Origin of the sequence: Vibrio sp. Sgm 5 (genome assembly GCF_026241575.1) — a bacterium.
In the GTDB taxonomy this organism is placed as follows: Bacteria; Pseudomonadota; Gammaproteobacteria; order Enterobacterales; family Vibrionaceae; genus Vibrio; species Vibrio jasicida.
This window is the reverse complement of record NZ_JAPHPY010000028.1, coordinates 40,886-63,109: the sequence shown is the minus strand read 5'-3', so window position 1 is coordinate 63,109 and position 22,224 is coordinate 40,886. Positions and strand designations below refer to the sequence as shown.

The 22,224-nt window shown below is 44.9% G+C and carries 16 protein-coding genes; 10 read left to right on the top strand and 6 right to left on the bottom strand.

All coding sequences use genetic code 11. From position 1 onward, the window contains the following. Nucleotides 1-6: 6 nt before the first annotated feature. Together OQJ86_RS15975 and OQJ86_RS15970 are read right to left on the bottom strand one after the other, a co-directional pair. A complete protein-coding gene (locus tag OQJ86_RS15975) occupies nucleotides 7-3,126 on the bottom strand; it encodes a PKD domain-containing protein (protein WP_265988359.1) in 3,120 nt (1,039 codons plus the stop codon). Between the two features lie 578 nt (nucleotides 3,127-3,704). Further along, complete coding sequence (locus OQJ86_RS15970) at nucleotides 3,705-4,610, bottom strand: LysR family transcriptional regulator (RefSeq protein ID WP_265988358.1); 906 nt, start codon at nucleotides 4,608-4,610, stop codon at nucleotides 3,705-3,707. Nucleotides 4,611-4,785: 175 nt separating this feature from the next. On the opposite strand from OQJ86_RS15970, the gene OQJ86_RS15965 reads away from it, so the two are divergent. The 4 genes from OQJ86_RS15965 (at nucleotide 4,786) to OQJ86_RS15950 (ending at nucleotide 10,410) form a co-directional block, all read left to right on the top strand. Next, complete coding sequence (locus OQJ86_RS15965; protein ID WP_265988357.1) at nucleotides 4,786-6,573, top strand: sodium:solute symporter family transporter; 1,788 nt, start codon at nucleotides 4,786-4,788, stop codon at nucleotides 6,571-6,573. A gap of 37 nt (nucleotides 6,574-6,610) precedes the next feature. Continuing rightward, entirely contained in the window at nucleotides 6,611-7,159 is a 549-nt protein-coding gene (locus OQJ86_RS15960) for an acyltransferase (protein ID WP_039973989.1), read from the top strand. 7 nt (nucleotides 7,160-7,166) lie between these two features. Next, nucleotides 7,167-9,356, top strand: a complete 2,190-nt coding sequence (locus tag OQJ86_RS15955) for a heparinase II/III domain-containing protein (protein WP_265988356.1) — start codon at nucleotides 7,167-7,169, stop codon at nucleotides 9,354-9,356. 64 nt (nucleotides 9,357-9,420) lie between these two features. Then, nucleotides 9,421-10,410 carry a polysaccharide lyase family 7 protein gene (locus OQJ86_RS15950; RefSeq protein ID WP_248874329.1) on the top strand — a complete coding sequence of 330 codons (990 nt, stop codon included), beginning with the start codon at nucleotides 9,421-9,423 and terminating at the stop codon, nucleotides 10,408-10,410. A 110-nt stretch (nucleotides 10,411-10,520) separates the two neighbouring features. On the opposite strand, the gene OQJ86_RS15945 is transcribed toward OQJ86_RS15950, so the two are convergent. After that, a complete protein-coding gene (locus OQJ86_RS15945; protein ID WP_038868864.1) occupies nucleotides 10,521-10,907 on the bottom strand; it encodes a hypothetical protein in 387 nt (128 codons plus the stop codon). A gap of 42 nt (nucleotides 10,908-10,949) precedes the next feature. Continuing rightward, nucleotides 10,950-12,941, bottom strand: a complete 1,992-nt coding sequence (locus tag OQJ86_RS15940; RefSeq protein WP_265988355.1) for a peptidase U32 family protein — start codon at nucleotides 12,939-12,941, stop codon at nucleotides 10,950-10,952. A gap of 218 nt (nucleotides 12,942-13,159) precedes the next feature. Here OQJ86_RS15940 and OQJ86_RS15935 point away from each other — a divergent pair, with 218 nt between their 5' ends. After that, nucleotides 13,160-13,609 (top strand): DUF302 domain-containing protein, encoded by a 450-nt coding sequence (locus tag OQJ86_RS15935; protein ID WP_265988354.1) that lies wholly within the window; start codon nucleotides 13,160-13,162, stop codon nucleotides 13,607-13,609. A 28-nt stretch (nucleotides 13,610-13,637) separates the two neighbouring features. Here the strand turns inward: OQJ86_RS15935 and OQJ86_RS15930 are convergent, their stop codons facing one another. Beyond that, a complete protein-coding gene (locus OQJ86_RS15930) occupies nucleotides 13,638-14,576 on the bottom strand; it encodes a hypothetical protein (RefSeq protein WP_323054540.1) in 939 nt (312 codons plus the stop codon). 438 nt (nucleotides 14,577-15,014) lie between these two features. On the opposite strand from OQJ86_RS15930, the gene OQJ86_RS15925 reads away from it, so the two are divergent. Next, entirely contained in the window at nucleotides 15,015-17,765 is a 2,751-nt protein-coding gene (locus OQJ86_RS15925; RefSeq protein ID WP_104036051.1) for a M16 family metallopeptidase, read from the top strand. Nucleotides 17,766-17,830: 65 nt separating this feature from the next. Here OQJ86_RS15925 and OQJ86_RS15920 read toward each other — a convergent pair whose 3' ends face one another. Further along, nucleotides 17,831-18,157, bottom strand: a complete 327-nt coding sequence (locus OQJ86_RS15920; protein ID WP_042600617.1) for a 2Fe-2S iron-sulfur cluster-binding protein — start codon at nucleotides 18,155-18,157, stop codon at nucleotides 17,831-17,833. Nucleotides 18,158-18,365: 208 nt separating this feature from the next. On the opposite strand from OQJ86_RS15920, the gene OQJ86_RS15915 reads away from it, so the two are divergent. From OQJ86_RS15915 to OQJ86_RS15900, 4 genes are all read left to right on the top strand, one after another. Continuing rightward, nucleotides 18,366-18,794, top strand: a complete 429-nt coding sequence (locus OQJ86_RS15915; RefSeq protein ID WP_038868873.1) for a Spy/CpxP family protein refolding chaperone — start codon at nucleotides 18,366-18,368, stop codon at nucleotides 18,792-18,794. 567 nt (nucleotides 18,795-19,361) lie between these two features. Further along, on the top strand, nucleotides 19,362-20,162 hold the full coding sequence (locus tag OQJ86_RS15910) for a tyrosine-type recombinase/integrase (protein ID WP_038868874.1): 801 nt from the start codon (nucleotides 19,362-19,364) through the stop codon (nucleotides 20,160-20,162). A gap of 394 nt (nucleotides 20,163-20,556) precedes the next feature. After that, the gene (locus tag OQJ86_RS15905) at nucleotides 20,557-21,291 is read left to right on the top strand and encodes a helix-turn-helix domain-containing protein (protein ID WP_265988352.1); all 735 of its coding nucleotides are present in this window, start codon (nucleotides 20,557-20,559) and stop codon (nucleotides 21,289-21,291) included. Between the two features lie 333 nt (nucleotides 21,292-21,624). Beyond that, entirely contained in the window at nucleotides 21,625-22,158 is a 534-nt protein-coding gene (locus tag OQJ86_RS15900; protein WP_265988351.1) for a fimbrial protein, read from the top strand. The last annotated feature ends 66 nt before the right edge of the window (nucleotides 22,159-22,224 follow it).

The following is a 22,224-nucleotide window of genomic DNA, read 5'->3' as shown; positions in this document are numbered from 1 at the left end:
GAATGGTTATGAACAGCTGTCAATCAGCGTCCAACCAGCATAAGGGTCAGCCGGGGTTAGCGTTGAGTCTGTCCAACGGTCCGCTTCATACAAGCTGCCTTTGTAGGTCACTTGTTCGCCCGGTTGGTACTGTCTTTGCTCGAACTCTGGGATGTCGGCACAAATGCCATCACCGCCACCGCTGTTATCGCCAACTACTTTCAATGAAGTCGAGTCTGAGGCATTTAGCTCGCCATCAGAAACCTCTAATGAAATCGTGAAGGTGAGGTCTGGGTCTGTGACCGGAGCCGTTACCACTAACGTGTCGCTATTAGTGTCGCCGACAACCGTTAGGTCAGAAGGAACCTCCCATTGATACCTAATCACGTCGCCATCCGGATCAGAAGCGTTAGCCGTGATGGTTACGCTTTCGCCGCTGTTTACCTGATAGTTCGGAGACAGTGAAACGCTTGGTGGATTATTGTCGACTGGTGGCTTATCGCCGCCGCCATCGCCCCAAATAGAGCCGTCACAATCGTTGCCAACCAAACATGTTGGGTTTTGCGCGTAAGCGTCTACTTTGTTATCTAGCCAGCCGTTGTCCGTGCCGTTCGAGCCAATGGTAACGACCGCCGTAGTTGAGCCACCACCCCATAACAGGGCAAACACGTTGCTTTTCGGTAGGTCTTGCATAGCCACATGAGACCAGTCGTAGCCTGCGTCTTTTTCTAGCAATTCTCGAACGTTACTCGCACCGTTGTAAGTGGTTGGATTGAGCTGCTTGTCGAGTAGGCCAGTACGTACGTTGTTGATGTCCGTTCCGATGCGCGCATCACCCATAAAGTAAGAGCCGCCAGACGCCTCATGCTCAACGTTGATCAGTGTATTGCCTTCATCTTGAGTCGGCATGTGACCACCTGGGATTTGCCAAATCATGGCCGGAGACTCAACGCCATCACTGATCGTTTTCACATACGATAGGTAACGCGTCCAGCTGGTGGCGTTGTAGGCGTAGTTCGCGATCGCTTCTGAGCCGAAGCCGTCACGCTCATACTTATCGAACACGATGTAATCTGGTTGGTAAGTGCCAGTGTAAACATCCAGTGAGTTTACGAAGTTCGCCACTTCTTGGCCTTTGTCAGCCGATTGGTCATCGGTTTGGTGAATCCAGTTGGCTGAGCCTACCGCCCACAAGTTGATTTGCCAGCCGTAAGTTACGTCTTCTGCCAAGCCATTCATGATGAAGTTGAGTGACGCAATGTAGCCTTTCAATGTGTTCTCGAATTGAGGCACGGCCACTGGTGGCTGATAACCGTAAGTCGTCTTCATGTAATCCAACGCACGAGCGAGTTGGTCATTCACATTGACCGCGTCCGCTTGGTTTAGATCGTCCACATGGCTTGGGTTTTTCTGTAGTTCACCTAAGAAGTCAGGGTTAAGCACAAACGACATTGGCGAGCTGCCATCACCAGCCGCGTACTCTTGCGCCGCAATGGCTTGAGTAATGAAGGTCGCGTAATGTTTGTAGAGCAATTCATCATCGACTAAGTCTGTCCAGCTTGCACCGCCACTAGCATTTGCAGTGTAAACCACCATGACTGGCAATACTTGGTGGCCTGAAAGATCTGAAGCGCTTTTTGCGTTCGCGTAGGTTCTATGCAGCGGAAGTTCGTCTTTCGCCAAGATCACGCCCGGATCCCCAGATCCACTTAAGCCTGCGTACTTGAAGATGGCATTGACCTTGGTTGCGCCGATTTCATTGGTGGTTTGTTCGCTGTCGTTCGTCACCGTGCCATTTGCTACGTAGTCTGGGAAGCCTTTGACTGCAAGGCTCATCGCTTCGCGGAATGGCAGTGTTAGCAACAACGGAGCATCACTTTGCATGACAGAGACAGAGTCATCACCGTCATAGGCGTAACGCGTGTCTCCAGCAAACACCGAATCGATTTGGATATCGTACTCACCAGGCTTAATGTCGTCAGGTAAAGTGAATGGTGAGTTACTAATCTCGTAGCTGTAGCGGCTAGATCCATCTTTCGCAACAAGGTTGAGCATAATTGGCATCGCTTCTTGAGGTAAGTCGACAATACTCGCTTGAACGGTAGTGAAGTCGTCACTCGCGATAGGCGTTTCAACGATGTTGGTGCTGATTTCCGCCGCCGTGTCTTTGTTGACCAAGACATCGAGGTTGTCGCTCGGTTGGTAAAGTACGTTGTTTACCGTAATAGGTGAGTAGGAGAGATCGTATTTGTGGTTATCAAGCAGTTTGCTGATGTCGATCTCGCCGCCAAATGGCACCACTAGGCTGCGTTCAACGTCTTGTGTGCCTGCCGCTTTCACGGTGGCATCTGTGGTTAGGCTGGCCGTAATGCTATCCAGTGCAGGCATGGTGAGCGAGATGCTTGCGTAGTAGATAAACGCGTCGTACTGCACGGAAACACTCGGCTGCGTTGCATCGCTATCGACAGTCACGGTTGAGGTTGGCGAGGAGGCGTGGGCAATCCCCATTTCGCTCGTTACATCTTGCGCGGTGACTTGATACTCGCCATCTTGGAGGTGATCCAGAACAAAGCTGCTTCCCCACGGCACTGACACTGTCTCACTGTAGTTCTCACCCTCGACCAAAATCGATGCCGCGGCTAGGCTGGCGTGTGGTGCACTTGGTGCTTGAAGGGTGATTTTGCCTTGAAGCGCAGGATCATTCTTGATGATAACCTTCTCGACATGCACGTCGTTTCCATCGATGTAATCACCATTGGTAGCATTGAGACCAAAGAAGATTTGAGCCGTTTGGCCATCGTTTAGAATTTGTGACGTGCTGTCATGAGTAAAGACAAACGTATTGGGAGCAGGGCTGCTGACATTAAAAGGTGCGCCCCATGAGCTATTCACCGTTGCGTCTTTGTCTGAGGTTACCCAAATTTCTGCGTCCGCCAAGTCTAATTGCTGACCTGAGATATTCTTCAAATCGACCTGCGCTTGTGAGTACCACTGGTCAACCTGTGGCACGGTTATCGTGGCAGAGACTGACTCGCTTTGAGCGGCCGTTATGATGTTTTCTTGTGTTGCGCCGAGTGCAGAGGTGGCCATGATTGGGGAACCCATGAGCACTGCTGTTACCATCAAACTGATTGTTGTTTTCTTCATTGTTGAATCCTCATTACTTGCTTTAAGAAGCTAAGTGACTGTCCTTGTTGATTTTCTATTCGTGGGGGATTTCCGGCGAGGACTTCAAACACTAAGCAAACGTCACAAAGAGAGGGAAGCCCCTTGATCTAACCACTGCCGAAATCATTTATATTTTTTGCTTACATCCAGTTACAAATGAAAAGAAACAACTCAAAATTTGAAGGCCGATTCAGAAAAAAAGCACCATATGCAATCAAGTTTATAAATTAAGCTAATTTATTGATTGGGATGAATATTGATGTAAATTATTGATGGCTAGAGTATTTACTTGATTAATGCTTTGAGTTGGGTGGGAGAGCATCGTTTGGGTGAATAAAATGAATTGCTAATACGATCAGAAAAGTGGATCTTGAGCCCAAAAATAGGCTGGTACAGAGTCAGAATAAGCGGGATAAAGTGATAAATTGGATGCCGATTTTGGTATTCAAAACGGCCATCCAAGAGGTAAAAATCAAGAGCAAAATCGCCTTGAAAGGATTAAGCGCGATAAAACTTACTGTCGTTAAAGACGTTACGATCACGCGAGTGATTCCACCTTATAACATTGCTTGTATGTTTGTACTTTCAGCAATGGTGTGTGAAACAAACTCATCGACGATGCGACTTTTGTTGTGTTTACGGAAATAGACAGTCAAAGGAAGTTGAATATCGATTTGATTAATTGGTTTGCAAACGCAACTATCGTCGGCAATAAACTTGATGCATCGAGGAGCGATGGAAATACCTAATCCAGAAGAGATTGTTGTCACCAAGTGGCGCATATTCATCGGATTTCCAACCACATTTGGAGCAAAACCGTTCTCTCTGCAAACTCTAATTATCCTTTCATAGACACCCAGCCACTCATTGCGATGAAACAGGTGAAGATTTTCATTGTGGAGGTCATCGATATCGATGCTTTCGTTCGAAGCGAGAGCGTGATTTCGGGGGAGCAATGCTATCAAAGTATCTTCGTAGACAAGAGAAGAAGAAAAATAACTTTCGTCTAGATGATGGCTCTCACGACTAAAAACGATATCGACTTTATTATCAACCATGGCTTCAACTTGCTCGGCGGGTGTCATTTCATACAGACGCAATTGGGCATTCGAATGCTTCATTCGAAAACGGTTAATCAGATCCGGAAGGAAAAAAGTACAAGCCGTAGCAAGATAACCGATCTTAATCTCCTGATGTTCATCAGAATCTACTTGTTTAATTACAGATTTTACTCGTTGATCATTTTCGATGATGTGTAGGGCTTCTGGCAGCAATCTTTCTCCTGATGGAGTCAGATCTACCTGATGGGTCGTACGATCAAACAGTTTTGTTTGCAGTTCATTTTCCAGATCAGAAATATGACGAGATACAGTAGGTTGTACCGTGTAAAGTTCTCGAGCGGCTGCAGTGAAGTTCTTTAAACGCGCAACTGTAACAAAAGTAGTGAGTGTTTTGAGATCCATCGGGTGCCTATTTTTTGTTTGTATTATTGTTATACATTAATACTATTTCCAACTTTCTTTAAGTCCGTTTAGTTTTGTTTATGGTGTAAGTCTCAGTTGTATCTGAAACATGTCGATTAGAACGTGTTGAGTAATTGAGATGTGTGTGCCTCCCTACAAAAACAGGAAACGAAAAATGGACATCGATGTAATCATAGTTTTAGGGTACTTCGCCTTCCTCATCGGATTGGGCTGGGTATTTCGCTCAGCAGCAGCGAACACAAGTGAGTACTTTCGTGGTGGCGGTAAGATGCTTTGGTGGATGGTGGGCTCTAGTGCCTTCATGATGGCGCTGAGCGCTATGACATTCACGGGCTTGATGGGCAAAGCTCTGACAAGTGGCATGTCCGTGGCGATCGTATTTTTCGCTAACGCCCTTGGTTATTTTATCAACTATCTATTCTTTGCGGCGAAAGCTCGACAAATGCGCGTTATCAGTCCTATTCAGGGTGTACGCCTGCGTCTTGGCCGTGTCAATGAGCAAGTTTTTACATGGGCTAACGTTCCTCTTAGCGTGCTTCAAGCCGCTATTTGGTTAAATGGCTTAGCTGTTTTCACTAGTGCGGTGATAGGTGTGCCCTTAGAGCAGACCATTGTAGGCGCTGGGCTTGTCGTTCTATTTATTTCTCTAGTTGGTGGGAGTTGGGCGGTTATTGCCTCAGACTTTATGCAGATGATCATCATTACTGTGATGACGTTTATCGCAGCAATGGTTGCTATCTGGAAGTCAGGCGGCGTTGGTAACTTGCTTGAGGTAGGTTTACCTACACAACAGCTCATTGGAGAGGGATATAGCTACTCTTACCTATTTGTTGGTTGGTTTATCTGTATTTTTGTTAAGCAGTTTTTCAGCACCAACAATATGGTGGACTCTTATCGATTTATTGCATCTAAAGATACTAAGAATGCGCGAAAAGCGGCGTTGTTAGCTTGCAGTTTGATGATCATTGGTCCTTTGATGTGGTTCCTACCTGCTTGGTTTGTCGCGGGGAATTATCCTGATACCAGCACTTGGGGACTTGAAGGCCTCGGCAGCAAAGTCGCAGATGCAACTTACTACATGTTCGTTAAGAATGAGATGCCTGTAGGTATGGTTGGGTTGATGCTTGCTGCTATGTTTGCCGCAACGATGTCATCGATGGATTCTGCATTAAACCGTAACGCAGGGATCATTTTAAAAAGTGTGTACGAACCTTACTTATGTAAAGACGCAACAGAAGCGAAGCTGATGAATGCGAGCCGAGTGCTTACTGCCGCATTTGGAATCATCATTATTATTTCTGCTTTGTTCCTTACTTCCTTAAAGCAGTTTGGCCTTTTTGATCTCATGATGCTTGTTGGTACCTTGGTCGGGTTCCCGGTTCTTATCCCCTCTATCATGTGTTTCTTCATCAGAAAAACACCTGATTGGGCCGGTTGGGGAACGATTTTAGTGGGGATGGTAGTTTCCGCGATTATTGCGTTTGTTATTACGCCAGAGATGATGCAAAGCATTCTTGGACTTGACCAACCTCTGTCGGCACGTGAGTTTGCAGAAATGAAGTCAGTGACGCTGGGGGTGGTTGGTCATATGTCGATTACTTTACCGTTCTTTGTCCTTTCTCAGTTCTTCTATAAAGGACATGCTCCAGAACGAGAAGAGGAAGTGAATCGTTTCTTTACCAATGTTGATACTGAAGTGGTGGTTGAAGACAGCGCAACAAGTATCGCAATGGACAATAAACAGCGCGACATGTTAGGAAAAATGCTTCTGATTGCTGCTGTATTCCTCTCTCTATTAGTCCTTATTCCAAACCCTATGTGGGGACGAATGTTGTTCTTGATTGTTGCTCTAATCATTGGCGGGATTGGGGGGCTACTTCTCTTCGCTTCTAAAAGAGCTAACCGCTCAGTAACTCAAGTCTCCGCAATGAATAATGCTTAATCAATATGGGCTGATTCGTTCAGCCCAAGGAACTCCTATGTCAGTACAAAAAAAGTTTGGCGGCGAACTCAGTGATGAAGAGTTTCGCAAATTCACCTTATATACCACTCAAAGTAACAACAAACAGGATGATGAAGCTCGCGCTCAGATTCTTGGTTTCACGAATGAAAACGTGCGTATTGCGCCAGGAGCCATTGTGCGTATTGGCGAGAATCAGATCGGCCCACGGAGCTATGTTGGCCTGTATAGCTACATCAATGGTGACGTCGCCATCGGTGAAGATGTCGCAATTGGCCCTCATGTCTCTATCGTTGCGGGCAACCATGTTTTTGACCCCGTTACAAATTGCTTCAGTGGACGCAGTTGTTGGGAAGAAGGGAAAGTGGTTATTCAAAGAGGAGTTTGGCTTACCACTGGTGTTGTTATTACTCCTGGAACGACAGTCGGAGAGTGTGCGCTTGTCTGTGCAAATTCAGTTGTTACGTCAGATGTTCCCGCTTATGCGATAGTCGCGGGCACACCAGCTAAACAGGTTGGTCGTATTGATCCTGAGTCAGGCCAATATCATTGGTTTAATAAGGAGTAAGTAATCAATGTTATCTCTAACAAGAAAGCATGACTTTCAGTTATTTACTTCACCAACAAAGCACTCGGCCGTGGTGAATCCGCCAAGTTTCAACTGGCCACATGAGCGTTATGAAGCCTTATATAGTATTGAATTAGAGGCTATAGGCGGAAAGCAATCATGGCATTGGGAGCATGTTCAATCACCGATGCAGTTGGATTTCTCTCTTGAATCAGGAAGCTACCGTTGGCGAGTGAAATGTGAACAAAGTGGCGAGTTGTCTCTCTGGAATGAGTTTTCTATTGATGCTGAAACAGAGGCATATTTAGCTCCTACGGCTAAAGAACTGTTTGCTTTGTGTGATGGGCATGACCAGTTCCTGCTCTATTTTGATGAGGATATCTCAGCGGTAAAAAATGCTTCTTCAGAGTTACGCCCGAAGTTTGTTGCGAGTGTTGAAGGTATTGATATTGAAGCCATTCAATACCCAAATCACTATCGCAGAGGTTTGGAAGAAGGAAAGCGCACTGCCATTGCGAATGTGCGCAACTGGATTGACCGTGATTTGATGGCCTTAACTCTGCTCTACCGAGTTTGGGGAGATGAAACTGCGGGTCACCAAGCTTGTCAGTTGTTATTGCGTTTAGCTGAATGGAGCCCAGAGGGACCAGCCTCTTTACTTCGTCCATGCACTTGGGGAGATGAGGTTGGCTTGTCTCTAGCGAGGAATTTATATCTTGCTTACCACTGGTTGTCGCCTTTATTAACGGCTGAAGAATGTGATTTTGTTCGACCGTTACTGGTTCGTTTAGCGTTTCAGATGGAAGAAAGGCTAGAGCAAGATCAGTTTAAGCAGTTCCCTGGCCATTCTCATACATCAAGGCTTCCGGCTTACTTAGGGATTGCCGCTCTTGCTTTGCACAAAGAGTTTGATGTCACGACATGTGAACGTTGGTTGAACTATGCATTGATGATTTATCGTGGGGTCTTGCCATTTTATGGAGGAGCAGACGGTAGTTGGGTGGAAGGGCCTTTTTATTCTTCGTCATACACCAAGTGGCACCATCCATTTTTTCTGGCGGTAGAACGTTTAAGCGGATTCTCTTTCTACAATCATCCGTTCTACAAGAACTACGTCAAGTTTGCGGTGGACTTTGTGGCGACTCAAGAACGTATTCACCCGTTTGGTGACGGCTTTTGGTGCCAGCGAGAAGGTAAAGAGTGGCCAGGATTCTTCGCTCAAAATCCATTACGTATTTATGCGCAAAGGTTCGGCGACCAGACCGCTCGTCATTTGGACCGCGTGCTAGAGAGTGACATTGAATCTTACAAACTGCATTTGTTAGATGTTGTGCCGACCATCCCTCAGTTAAAGCATCGAGAGATGACTAGTTGCGTCATCGAGTCTTCCAGTGACTTAAACCATATCTACTATTCCTATGCAGGCCTTGGCAAGTTGTCGAAAAGCAAGATGGCTTTGTATTACCGAGCGAGTCAATTTGGCAATAGCTCACACCGTCATGCTGATCAAGGCAACTTTGCTTTCGTCGATCATGGACAAAATATTTTAACGCCAAGTGGTAGCTATGGTTATCGATTTGGTAGCCAACATCACAGTTTGTGGACACGAACCACTCAAGCGCACAACTTACCTTTAATTGCAGGGGGCGGACAAAAACTGGATTGCCCTTCTGGGGTTGCTCATCTGATTAAACAGAAAAATGGCCCGGGCTTAAGTTACGTTGTTCTTGATCTAACAGAGGCTTACACGGGCTGCAAACACTATTGGCGCACGCTTGTTCAATGTGCAGACAAAGGAATAGTGGTTTTTGATGATATTGAGTTAACTGAAGCGAAAGAGATCCAATGGCGCCTGCATACTCCGAGCCAAGTTGAGTTTGGTACAGATAGTATTCACCTTTTTCAGGAGAACATTGAATACAAACTTAAGCTTACTGGAGAGGCATTGAGCAGCCCTCAGCTAGTGCCTGAAATCAATGACGCTGATGGTTTTTATGGTGATGTGGAATCGGATGCTCAGAAGCAAATTCATCATCTGGAATGGCAGTTACCGGCTCGCTTGACTCATCGTGTTGTGATGAGTTGTGCAAAGGAGTCCGAGTTGTGTTGTCGCCTTGATGACGAGGGAGCCATTGTTCAGTGGGATGACTCTTTTCTTCGTCTTGGAACCAAGGAGCACATTCTCCAGCCGCAGTAATACCTCAAGTCCACTGCACTTTTATCGCAGCGGACTTTTAATATAACGATAAAGAGAAACAAAAATGCATATTACTTCTAAAACCCTACTAGCATTGACCATTTCGGCAATATCTTCTCATGCGATGGCACAGCTTGATCCAAGCAAAGCGCCATCCGAAAACTTTGATTTGTCCAAATGGAAAATCGTGATACCGATGGAAGACACAAAACCTGAGCGTAAAGGTAAAGTGATGGAAATCTCTAAAGCCGAGTTGAATAAAGGTTATCAGCATGCACCTTGGTTTTATACTGATAAAGAGAGCGGTGCTATGGTGTTTGCAGCTCCGAACAAAGCGATGACGACACCGAATTCGAGTAATGCTCGGTCAGAACTTCATGCTTTAATTTCAGATAAGGCATCGATAGGACCTTATGAACCTGAGAATAACTTTGTTCTTGCTTCACACCCTAATGCTGACAAGTTTGGCGCAATTGGTGGAAAAATGAGTGCGACACTTGCTGTCGACCATGTCAGCCAAAGTGGTGACCACCGCCATAATGACTCTTTCTCTGTTGTGATTGGACAGATTCACGCTGGAACCAATGAACCTCTTAAAATCTTTTACCGAAAATTACCAGATCAAGAATATGGTTCGGTTTATTGGAACTATGAAAATAACGCATTAGGGGATGATTATCACCGCCGTTTGGATATTTCTCACAATGTCTTTGGTAAAGCGAAGATTCGATTTGGTGAGCCAGAACCTATGGATGGCATCAAACTTGGAGAGAAGTTCGCGTACGACATCCAAGTCGATGGTGATGTCATGTATCTTGAGTTCACAAAAAACTTAGAGAGCAAAGCGCCTATTACTCGTTCTTTTGCGATTGACCTAGCGAAGGGGCATTACCTCGGCAACAAGTACGATGCTGGATATCAAAACGAATGGTTCTTCTTTAAAGCGGGCGCATACAACCAATGTAATACGGGAGTCGTGCGCTGTAAAAATGAAGGAATTGAAGCAGGAGATTATACTCAGGTTAGCTTCTATCAACTTGACATTAAACACTAATTGAAAGAGTTACTAGTATAACGTAGAGGCTATTTTGCCCTTGTTTTGTACTGCACAAAACAGAGGGGAATAAATAGCCTCTAATTAAACCCTCATGAATGATACGGCCGCTAAGCGCGATAAAACTTACTGTCGTTGAAGACGTCACGGTCACGCGGATCGTTCGATAGGAACATCCAAATCTCTTTCATGCTTTGTTCAAAGAACTCTTCTTCAAACACCACCATAGAACAATGCTCACCAAGCCCAGCCACGAAGGGTTCGAGTGCTTCAAACCCAATGCGTTCGATGTCTTCAATATCAATGAAATACAGCTTCTTATCGGTTCTTTGTTCGCTTTCTGCGGGTAATTCGCCTTTACCAAGCACTGAAAAGTTAAGCTCAACGGTTAAACCCGTACGGTTTTGTTTGAGTTCATAAACCGCTTCCGTTTGAGCCATCACGCTGTAGTTCAAATCATCAAAGTAGCTTAGTGTTTCTTGCTTCATTGGGTGCATAAGTCTTCCATAAATTGTGCAGTTGAATCTGATGAGATTCCGTTACAAGCCTTTCAAGTATTGAGCGTTTGCCGTCGGGTGAATCGCGGTATTAAGTGCCCCAACATGCTGCTCATTGTGTTCATTCAACAGAGCGGTAAAGGCATCGATCAATTCAGGTTTGGTCATCGTGACTTTAGTTTCTGTCTGGATGCCACGTAGGTCGATCAACACGTCAGTGAAAAGCTGCGGCAAATCCTGCAGTACTTGCAGGTTCAATACGTTGTGCTCGCTGTAGATCGAGTTGTGACTGCCTTTTTGTTTTTGCACCACATACGGGTTGTCTTTTAGGTTGATGATCGATGTGCGCTTGTCACAACGCTTCAAACAGCCTTTGTTAACCTTAATTTTGCGGCAACCTTCGGTCTGTTGGAACAAACACTGGCGACTGGTCAGCAGAGTGTTTGGGTGGTAAATACTGTAGTAGCTGCGCATGTTGTGCGGGCGCTTAATGTGGCGCATCTGCTTCATGTTCAGCTCGTTAGAGATAAACGCACCGCTTGCGGCGAACTCTTCTTGCAAACATTTGAACGAGTAGGAGTTCACCGTGTTCATTTGCGGGCCTGCAACCCAACCTAATCCTAGCTCTTGAGCCAAAATGCCCACGCCAGAGTTATTGGTGATCGACAATTCTGGCTTCACTGCTTCTAAGAATGCTCGTGCGGCTTGGTAATCGTCACCAATCAAAATCGCAGGGAACCAAGGTTTCAATCTTGGGGTTGCTTGGAACAACTCGATCATCGCATTCAGTTCACCCGCCAATCCCATTGGTAGCTGGAAATACACATCGACATTGCTGTCTTCGCATAGTGCGGTGTCTTCTATTGATGAAATCAAGACAGATAGCTTCGGAGCGCCTTCGCGCATATCTGGTTGAGGCAGCGTCGGTAAAGTCGGTACATCAATCGCGCCTTTTAGGCTGCTGCCAGAGGCTTGCTCTGAAGTCACATCAAAATCTTGAGTCTTCTCTGCAACCTTCTCAATGATTGCGGTTTTGTCGTCGTAGAGCTTCTTCTTCACGCCTTGCACATCATCGGTGGATTCGCATTTGTAGATCTTCGAGAAGTGTTTTACGGCGTGATCGCGAGGGTTATCTATGTACATCGCTTTACCGAAATCGCCTTGCAAAAACGCGTTAGAGAAATCACGGTTAAATACGGTGTACAACTCTTTGGTGTCGTTTGACAGTTCTACGCCATCACACAAGCGGTCAATCTGTTTGCGCCAGTTATCAACTACGGTGTACACGTAGTGAGATTTCTTAATGCGGCCTTCCACTTTCAACGAATACACCCCCGCATCGGCAAGCGCTTCTAAATCGCCAAATGCCGAGTTGTCCTTCATGTTGAGAGGGTAGCTGTTGCCTGTTTTGGTGGTTTCGTATTGCTCACGACAAGGCTGGCTGCAGCGACCACGGTTGCCCGAAGCACCGTTTCGCGCAGAACTGATGTAGCAAATGCCAGAGAAACCAATGCAGTAAGAGCCGTGCACAAACACTTCCATCATCACATCATGCTCACGACCAAACTGAGCCAGATGTTTGATCTCATTGATGTTCAGTTCACGAGAGAGGTTCACACGGCTCGCCGTCAACTGATTAAGGAACAAGATCTGTCCTTCGTTGTGCGTGTTGAGCTGAGTTGAAGCGTGTAAGTCTAGATCTGGGAAATGATTCTTGAGAATGTAAGCCAAACCAAGATCTTGCACGATCACACCATCAATTGCGGTGGTGTTTAATTGGCTGAGCAAACGCACGATGGCTGGGATTTCGCTTTCCAGAATCAATACGTTCAGAGTCAGGAAGATCTTACAGTTGTGCTGATGAGCTAGCGTCAGCACGCCATTCAAGTTATCTAAAGTGAGGTTGGTCGCTCGATTGCGGGCATTAAAACGGTCTAGTCCGCAGTAGATAGCATCGGCACCCGCAGCAATGGCTGCTTTGATGGAATCCAGATCGCCGCCCGGGGCTAATAACTCAAATTGATCGCGTGTCACTAGTTATCTCTTACTCAGTAAAATAGGTTACGTATTTTATGTGCTTCACGGTTTTAATGTTGGACTGATTAACGCTTTATTAATCTGAATCAATTTTCACTCTGAGTCGGTCTATTGTTGATAAGGAAAGCCGAAAATCAAACACGTACAAGTCGCGAGTATGGGTCTTGGCTTCTATAGTTTTTGGGTAGTGAAATCGAAGCATAAGGAATCAGCAGATGGTAAAAGCAATAACGGTAGGATTGGTCGCAGTGTTGGCGTCGTTTTCCTCTTTGGCAGAAGAAAGTGTGGTACGAGTTGCGAGTCAATATTCGGTGCAAGATACTGCGAATAAGTTTGTTGAAATCGCGCAAAGTAAGGGCTTAAAGGTGTTTGCGCGTGTTAATCACCAAGAGAATGCGGCTAAGGTCGATATGGCGCTACGTCCAACCGAAGTGATTGTGTTTGGTAATCCCAAAGTGGGCACGCCGCTGATGCAATGCGCACAAGAAGTCGCGATCGATTTGCCGCAAAAAGTGTTGGTTTATGAAGATGCAGAAGGCAAAACTTGGCTCGCTTACAACAACCCAATGTATTTAAAAGAGCGCCACAAGATTGAAGGGTGTGACGAGGTGTTAACCAAAGTCAGTGGTGTACTGAGTAAGCTCACAAGGGTGGCTGCTAAGTAGACTTTCGACGTCCTTGAGAGCTTGATCATTATGCCGCCTGAGGTCTTGGTCTTTCCATGTGTGAGCAGCATTCTGGAAGCCACCCATTGCGATGAGCGGCGTTGTATGCCCCGCGACAGCAGCGTAACCAATCTCGCTTGTTTGCGAAGTAGGACGCGCTGCCTTTGCAAATTTTGAGCGTCCACTTTGAGCGAGCAGAACGCATGTGTTCACAGCACTTTTGTGTCCAGCCATTGCGGTGTGCTGCGAAATACGCGCCACTGCACCCTTCTTGCCATGCAGTTCGCGTTCGATAATTAGCTGCACTGGCTTTACATGTTTCGAACGTCCATTTTTTCTGTGTTCTTGGCGCCCCCATGTGCTCACAGCATTCGTCTAACCATCCGCGATTTCTCGCTGCTTGGTAAGCGCTTTTGCAAGCGGCAATCCACTCAGTGCGGGTCTGGAAGGCGCTTGCGCTTTTGACACAGGCCTCTCGATTCCACTTCAACTCTATTTGTTTCATGTGCTGGCAGCAGTCTTCTAGCCAGCCGTTTCGGTTAGCCGCGTTATAAGCACCGCTGCAACCGCGCTGCCAATCGGAGCGTGTTTGGTACTGTTTGGCGTTGTCTCCGCAAGTTTCGAAGGTCCATTTTTTACCGGTTCGAGAAGGGAGCATATGTGCGCAGCAGTCCTCCACCCAGCCGTTTTTACGGGCGGCGTGATAAGCGCTTTTACAGCCCCGGTTCCATTGTGACCGTGTGTTGTATCGCGCAGCGCTTTGTTTGCATTTCTCAAATGTCCATTTGATGCCGACTCGCTGCATGTGCGCGCAACACTGATCTAGCCATCCATTACGATAAGCGGCGCTGTAGGCTGCCTTGCACCCTTCGCACCATTGGGTTCGTGTTTGATAATGAGCCGCACTCTGTTTGCACAGTTCGAGACTCCATTTTCCGCGTTTTTTGGGAAGATCCATTAGGTTCATAAGCGCACCCCTTCAAACGTTTTTAACTGGTGATGTTGAGCCGTTTCCCTAGATAAAAGTCTGCCGTACTCTCTGTGGAGTTTGCTTTCGCTGACAGGTGATGGTGATGATTGTTATGCCTTTTTGTACGGTTTCTTCGCCCTTTCGGGTCAAATGAAGACAAAAGTAGAGGAAGGAGAAAATAGAATAGGGCTAAACGAGTCGGTTTATTTGTGCGCTAGCGCAAGAATTTAATCGGTGCATGACGATCAGCTTCATCCATACTGAAGAAACCTAATTTTAAATTAGCAAAGCGTTATCTAAGTCTTTGTAAATGATTCTTATTTTTATAAAGTGTGATCGAAGTCTTACTATTCGGGCGTATATTTCATATTAAATATCAAGCATATGACGTGATCGATATATTGCCTCAATTAATCATTGTTAGGGACGATAGTTATGCGTAGCACGTTGTTAATTCCCGCATTATTGCTGTCAGGGTGCGCTCTGACGCCCCAATCTACACCTCTTCAAACTGACCCTAATTGGGTTGTTGACCAACTTCCCAATGGGATGAAATACCACATTTACCCAACTCAAGATGAAGAAGTTTCGGTACGTTTGATGATGAACGTTGGCTCATTCCAAGAAGAAGCCAATCAAAAAGGCTATGCACACTTTATTGAGCACATGGCGTTCAACGGCAGTACCCATTTTTCTGGTAATGATGTAGTGAAGTTGTTTGAAGCTTCTGGTGGCAGTTTTGGTGCAGATATCAATGCCACAACGACCTATCAACAGACGACCTATAAGTTGGATTTGGCGAACCCTGACAAGCTTGATGATGCGCTAACTTGGATGCGCGACATCAGTGATGGTATTCAGTTTGCTCCAACACAAGTGGAGAAAGAGAAAGGCGTCATTTTAGGTGAGTGGCGACGTTCTCGTCCCGATGATAAATCCCTATCTTTTAACGCGTACCAAGCTTCAATTGAAGGCACGCCTTACGCAGAGCACGACCCTATTGGTACACGTAGTTCTATAGAAAACACAACTTCGCCTGCACTCAAAACGTTTTATGACAAATGGTATCAACCACAATACGCAGAGCTTATCGTGACGGGTAATGTGGATGCAGAATCACTGACTAAGATTATTGAGAGTAAGTTTTCTAACTGGGATAGTACATCCGATGCTGTTGTTGAAAAACGTCGTGACATCCGAGCAAAAAATGCAGACCGTATTTTGCCAAGTAGTCAGATGGAGTCGCCGAGTTTGCATTTGATTATCGACCGAGATTCGGTGAGTCGTCAAACCATGCAAGATCAACATAAAGCATGGCAAGATGAAATCAGTGCTCAACTTATTCAACAACGCCTACTTAGTGTTTTGAATGATGCTGCGGAGTCATTTCAATACGCGTACGCACAACCATACTCTTCAAACTATCACCGCATGATGTCTGCTGGTGTTTCATTTGCACCAGAGCGCCGAGAGAAAATCCAGCAAATCTTCATGAACACATTGACGTCCTTGCGTGACTATGGTGTTACTCAACAAGAACTCGACGGGATCATGTCGGGTTGGTATGGGGAGCTGGCTAATCTCGATTCTGATTGGTCGAAACGCAAACCTGCAGGCTATGCAGAAGCGCGTGTATTCCAACTAGAACAAGATTCAGTGAGCCAATCCAAAGCAGGCTATGAATTGAGCTTGTCGACGTTTGTTAAGAGCAATACGCTAACCCATGCTAATGAAGCGTTGGAGGCTCTTCTTTCTCAGCCAGCAAGTTTTGTTGTCGGCTTAGGTAAAACAGAAAATAAAGCTCAGTTCGCTGGAGAATTTGCCCTGTTGAGTGCCGCTTACGCACAAGCGGGGGAAAAGCCTTTGAACATGTACGCGAAAGCCGATGGTTTTGTTCAGCCAAAGAAAGAAGGCACTATTGTAAGTACTCGTGAAGATGCGGGTGGTTTCCAAGTGTATACCTTGTCAAACGGTGTGGATGTTTGGTTCCAAAAGGATGATAAAGCGGCCAATCGAGCTTATGTTTACTTCGTCAGCCAAGGTGGTAAAGCCGCGTTAGATAAGCCACTGTATCCTGCGTTTGACGTGGCAACGATGGCAGCAGCTCGTAGTGGTTTGGGTGATTTTTCTGGTTCTGAACTCGACAGTTATTTACGTAAAAACGATATCTCGTTGTTCCCTATTTTAGGACCAACTAACCATGGCATAGAGGTCATTACTCCGAAAGCGCATTTGGCGAGTGCGTTAAATGGTTTGTACAACATTGCCACTGATATCAAAGTGGATGAACGCCAACTAGAAGCGGTGAAACGAGAGTTTCTTCAGCAGCGCCGTGCCTTTTTTGAGTCGTCGATGGGGAAATGGATTAAAGCGGCGAACGAAAACTCGTACTTACCAAACAGTCGCCATCGTTTGTTACCAAGTGATGGTGTAAAGGATGTGACACCTGAGCAGGTTCAAGCGGTACATGATGCTTTGTTCAACTACAATCGCGGTTTTAAAATGGTCATTGTGGCGGATGTTGAACCAGAACAAATTACCCCATTGTTGCGTAAATACGTCGCCTCTATTGATATGCAGGTAGGGGAACCGGTGGATTACTCGATTGAGTTCAACCCGAATGCATTAAGCCGAACGGTGATGGAAGAAGGTAACGAACCGTCATCGATGTATTTATTACGTCTAACCAATCAGCACGAGTCGCCAAGAACTGGGCATGACATGATTGTGGAAGACATGCTTCAACGTATTGCGGCTGCGCGTGTTACAGAGCAATTACGTGAAGATGCAAGCTTGGATTACAGCCCGAGTATTTATCCAATCACACAAGATCGTGAAATGGTGTCCGACTGGTTCTTGGAATCTCAAATCGATCCTAAAGACGTTAGCAAAATGGATGCGCAGTTAGATAAGGTTTTTGATGAACTGGCTAAAAATATCACTCAAAAAGAGGTTGATACCGCAGCTAAACAACTTGCGGTTGCAATGAAGGATTTGGATGATAATCCGGGCCAACGTAGCTGGGCTTACACACGCTATCTTGTTCATGGATATGGTTTAAACACATTGCTTGATGTAGATAAAGCGGCTCAGAGTGTGACGTTAGAAGAAGTAAAAGCCAAAGCGAAAGAGGCATTTGGCATCAAAGCTAAGCGAACAACGATTATTCTAAATCCAAAATCGTAATCATCTACAAGGGCGACGTGTGAGTCGCCCTTTTTCTATCTCGCTTTGCCAATTCCTTGCTCGATTTAGCCACATTGGCAGGGTTTTGTTTCGCCCTTCTTTATTTGTTGTTTGTAAGTTTTTATCGCTTGTTTACGTTCTTCGTCTAAATCTGCGCGGCGCACAATCACTTTCATGCCTGATTGAGGCTTTACCTTACACGCGTAAAGAGGTGTGCCATTAACTTCTACTTTGCAAGCATGGCAGCAACCGTGTTTACGCTTGTTCTTTAGGCAGGGCGCAGCGATATTCACTTTGACCTTGCGGGCTGTTTCTACCAAGTTCTGATCATCTGGTGAAATCGCGATTTGATGGTTATCAATCTCTATGATTGCAGGTTTGAAGGTAAACATAATCTCTTAAAATTCAGTAAAACAATAACTAAGACGACAGAGGCCGAAAAAAGACGACGCATTTCCTTATTTTTTGTTCGGTTCCTTGCGATGCACTTCTAATGCTGTTTTTGTGAAGGAAAGTCGCACATTAATAATAGGCAGGAAACCATATGGTATCGCTTGAGTCTGACCTTACTCCTGATTGAAGTAAATAAAGGTTCCCCCAATGAAACGCTACTTATTGTCGACAATTTTACTCCTAAGCAGTGCCAATGTATTTGCAGAAGCGGCACCCACTCAACCTGTAGCGCCAAAACCATTTGGTTTAGAAAGCATTACTGCTGATCAGCAAGCTAAGATTGAAGAAATTCAGCTTAACTTAAGCAGTACGCTGACTCAGGAGCAATCGCCACAAGATATCCAAGAAAGTGCGAAGCAGTTTGAGAAGTTAGTAAAAGCGTCATCGTTTGACGAAGCAAAAGCAAAAGCGCTGCTTGAACGAGCTAACAAGACACAAATCGATGTCCAGCTTGCAAAACTAAAAGCACAAAACGACATTTACAACGTTCTGACTGATGAGCAGAAGTCGACGTTAGAAAAGCGCCAACAAGAACAAATTAAAAAGTTTGAATCGATGAAGCAGCAAGCTCAGTAATCGAACGATTTTAATTGTCTAATTGATTAAAAAGACACCTGATTAATAGGTGTCTTTTTTCTTGTCATTCAAAAATGAAAGGGACCTTTCCCATTCCTTAAATTAACGGTTATGAGCGGTGCTTTAAGGTCATCAAAACGTAACAAATTTAATGAGACTTATTGTGATCTTGGTTCAGTAAAAAATCCTAATGATAACTAGATCACAAAACGAAGGCTTATCTAACGGGTGAGCACCGTTCTTATCACCAAGCAAACCGCCATCTTTCTGAGTAAAAAGTCAATATAGCTATAAGTCTAGATAAATTATCAAGTTAAGAGATGTATTTACCGAACAGATCAGCACTGTCGGAAGGCCAATTCAGCTTGATATAGTCCAGAGGATTTTGTGCAGGGGATTGGGCTCAACCAATCATTGCCTGCCCTGCACCATAGCATGAGAAAAATACGCTCAAACACGGGTTAATAAGCATTGGGTAATAACTGACGAACACTCATCCTTATTACTCATGGTTGTTTGAACTATATTTTAATTATTAATAATTATAACGCAATGGAAGGTATGTTTATGAGTACCGTACAGGCAATCAGTGACAAGCGCCTTGTAAAAAAAGCAGAGAAATACCTCAAGAGTCATCATGATGAAGTGTATTGGCTAATTTGGAGAATAGGTATTGAAACAGGGCTACGAATTACCGATATCACCAAGTTGGGTTACGATAATATCAATTTCGAATCCGGAGAAGTGGTTGTGATTGAGAGTAAAGGCACGCTAGCCCGACAAGCCAGAGCGAGGCATAAAGTCTTAAAAAGTGTCAAAAATGAGTTACTTAACTACTACAAGCGTGATCACACAAAACTGCTTTCTGTTTACGTATGTGACTATCGACACATCACTGATCTTGTTCCTCGCTGCTGGAAAGATAGCGTCCAAACACGATTAGAAGAAGCAACCAAAAGTGCGCCAGTGAAAAAAAGAGTGGCTTATCTCAGTCCGCGAACATTAACGGCATTAAAAAAGCGACAAAGAGTATGGCAAGGTCGAGACAGCGGATTCATCTTTTCAAGAGCGACACTGGGCAGTAATCGTGCAAAAAGGCAGCGAGGTGTCATTTCTCGACAAGCGTGCTGGCGGGTATTCTCATGCTTATCTTGTTGTATCGATGAGCTTCGCCAACACAAGATTGGTTGTCACAGCCTGCGTAAAATCTTTGCACGTCACCTTTATCATTCAAGTGATATGGATATTGGCCTTGTTGCTACTATCATCGGTCATCAATCTGTTGCGACAACATTGAGGTACATTGGCATATCTGATGAAGATACAAGAAGGGCGCAATTGCGGCTGTTTGACTACTTTTTCGCATAGCCAATAACAACACAGTTCATATTCTCAATGACTGAGGAAGCGACCGCGACCTCATGTTTTCTAATGTCTTGAATTCCTAGCGCTGATTATTTGCGTCTTTTTTCTGCATCCATTTGTGGCTGAAACGCACGGTGAGTCATCGGTTTCTTGATAGGGTTGCTCAGGTAAAGGCTGAATCTATCGATATCAACGTAGTTGTTCTTTACCATTGAATCAAAATGCCGTTTTTGTACATTTCTCTTTATTTTTTAATGGCATAGCATCAAATAACTCGAGACAAATTCTACAACCTATCCTCCTCAAACATACAGAGCATGTCCGTATTGCTTAACTTTTTTATGCCTATTTAACCTCTTGATTCATAAGTCAATTAAGCAGTGCAGGAGAACAGAAGATGAAATCGAACTTTTCTCATCACCTTCGAATGACACGAAAGAGAAGAGGTTGGTCTCAAAGAGAGTTAGTTGAGCGCTTGCACGATCTTTCCTTCTCTTTGTTTTCTGGGCTTGATGTGAATGCACTTTCTCGTTGGGAAAGCGAGAAGATACAACCGACACCTGAACGAATGGTTCAAATATTTAGAGCTCTCAGAATCAGTGTAGATGAACTTAAGGTTTGTGGCTTTCCGAAAAAACCTCAACTGATGAAGAGATTTGAGCGCTTTCGAAGAGGAAATTTTGGACTGATTGAACTTCCCCAAAGGCAGGGGAGGTGGCGGCGTTTAAAAGAAAAAGGCAGTGGTTATAAGTTTCTTAGAAGTCTCTGTTCCGTTGAGGAGTATGAGCCGTTTGTGACAGGTAGGGAGCGAACGGAGCAGTGGTCTGTCACTGGGTGCTATTTAGCATCAGTCACATATCGAATCGAAGGCGATACTTTCATTCTTCTCCACTCTGAAAGCTTAACTTACAGTGCGTTGCTGTCGACGATTGAGCGTTTGATTGAGCTATTGTACGAAAGTAAGGCAAAATTTTTTTGGATCGTCGCGGCTGAAAGAAAAGCGGCAAAGAAAGCTCGAGTCCTTCAGCTTGAAGAGGTTGGCTTGTGTTCGAATATATATTCTGGAACGTCAGATTATGTATTAGGCGAGTTGTTGACTATTCGCTCTTGGAGCTCCTCAAATAACACTTAATTTTCACGAATTGTACGTCGAGTCATCGTTATCTTCGGAAAAACGTTTAATTGGATGAATGTAAATTGGAACAGGTAATCAAATATATAGGCTCATAACAAGAATGCATTATTTCTTGATGAAAAGGAGCGAATAATTTAGGGAGAATTAATGGTTTAGAACTTAATAACATTCACGCTAACCAAAAATCACAACGTTTGTTAAACGATACAAACACATCGAGTTGGAAATATAACTATTCCATCCACGCATTTATTAAAAACTAAATTGCAACGATAAGAAGCTATCACTTCTTGTCTGCATTTATTCGCTAAAAATACACGGGATTTAAAAATGAAAGCTAAATACATTCGCTCATCAATCGCAGCTACTTTTCTTTTTGGACTGATGTCTGCAACCCCTGCTTTGGCAGAAAACACGACCAACGTTTACTTCAAAGGTGAAATCGTAGAATCAGCATGTGGTCTATCACCAGACAGCATCGATCAGACAATCCAACTTGGTCAACAGCCAACGCATATCTTTAAAGCAAAAGGTGACCGCTCTACACCAGTGCCTTTCCAAGTGAAACTGACGGACTGTGATACGACTGTAGCAACAAAAGCGGAATTCACATTCGATTCTAACCCAGACACTACTGGCGACCTATTCAGCGTTGAAGGCGGTGCAACGGGCGTTGGCGTACGTATCCTTCACGATGGTAACCCAATCGACAACGGTGACGTAGCAGCAAGCAACGTAATCGTAGACGGCACAAACATCGCGTCTTTCTCTGCAGCGTATGAAGCAAACGTAGACGTAACAGCAACACCTGTTACAGCGGGTGTTGCAGAATCTTGGGCGCTACTACGCGTAACGTACCCATAAGCAGTTGCCGAGAGAGCTTTGGCTATTTAGCCAAAGCTCTCGTTCTAATAAAAAACACTGGTTGAT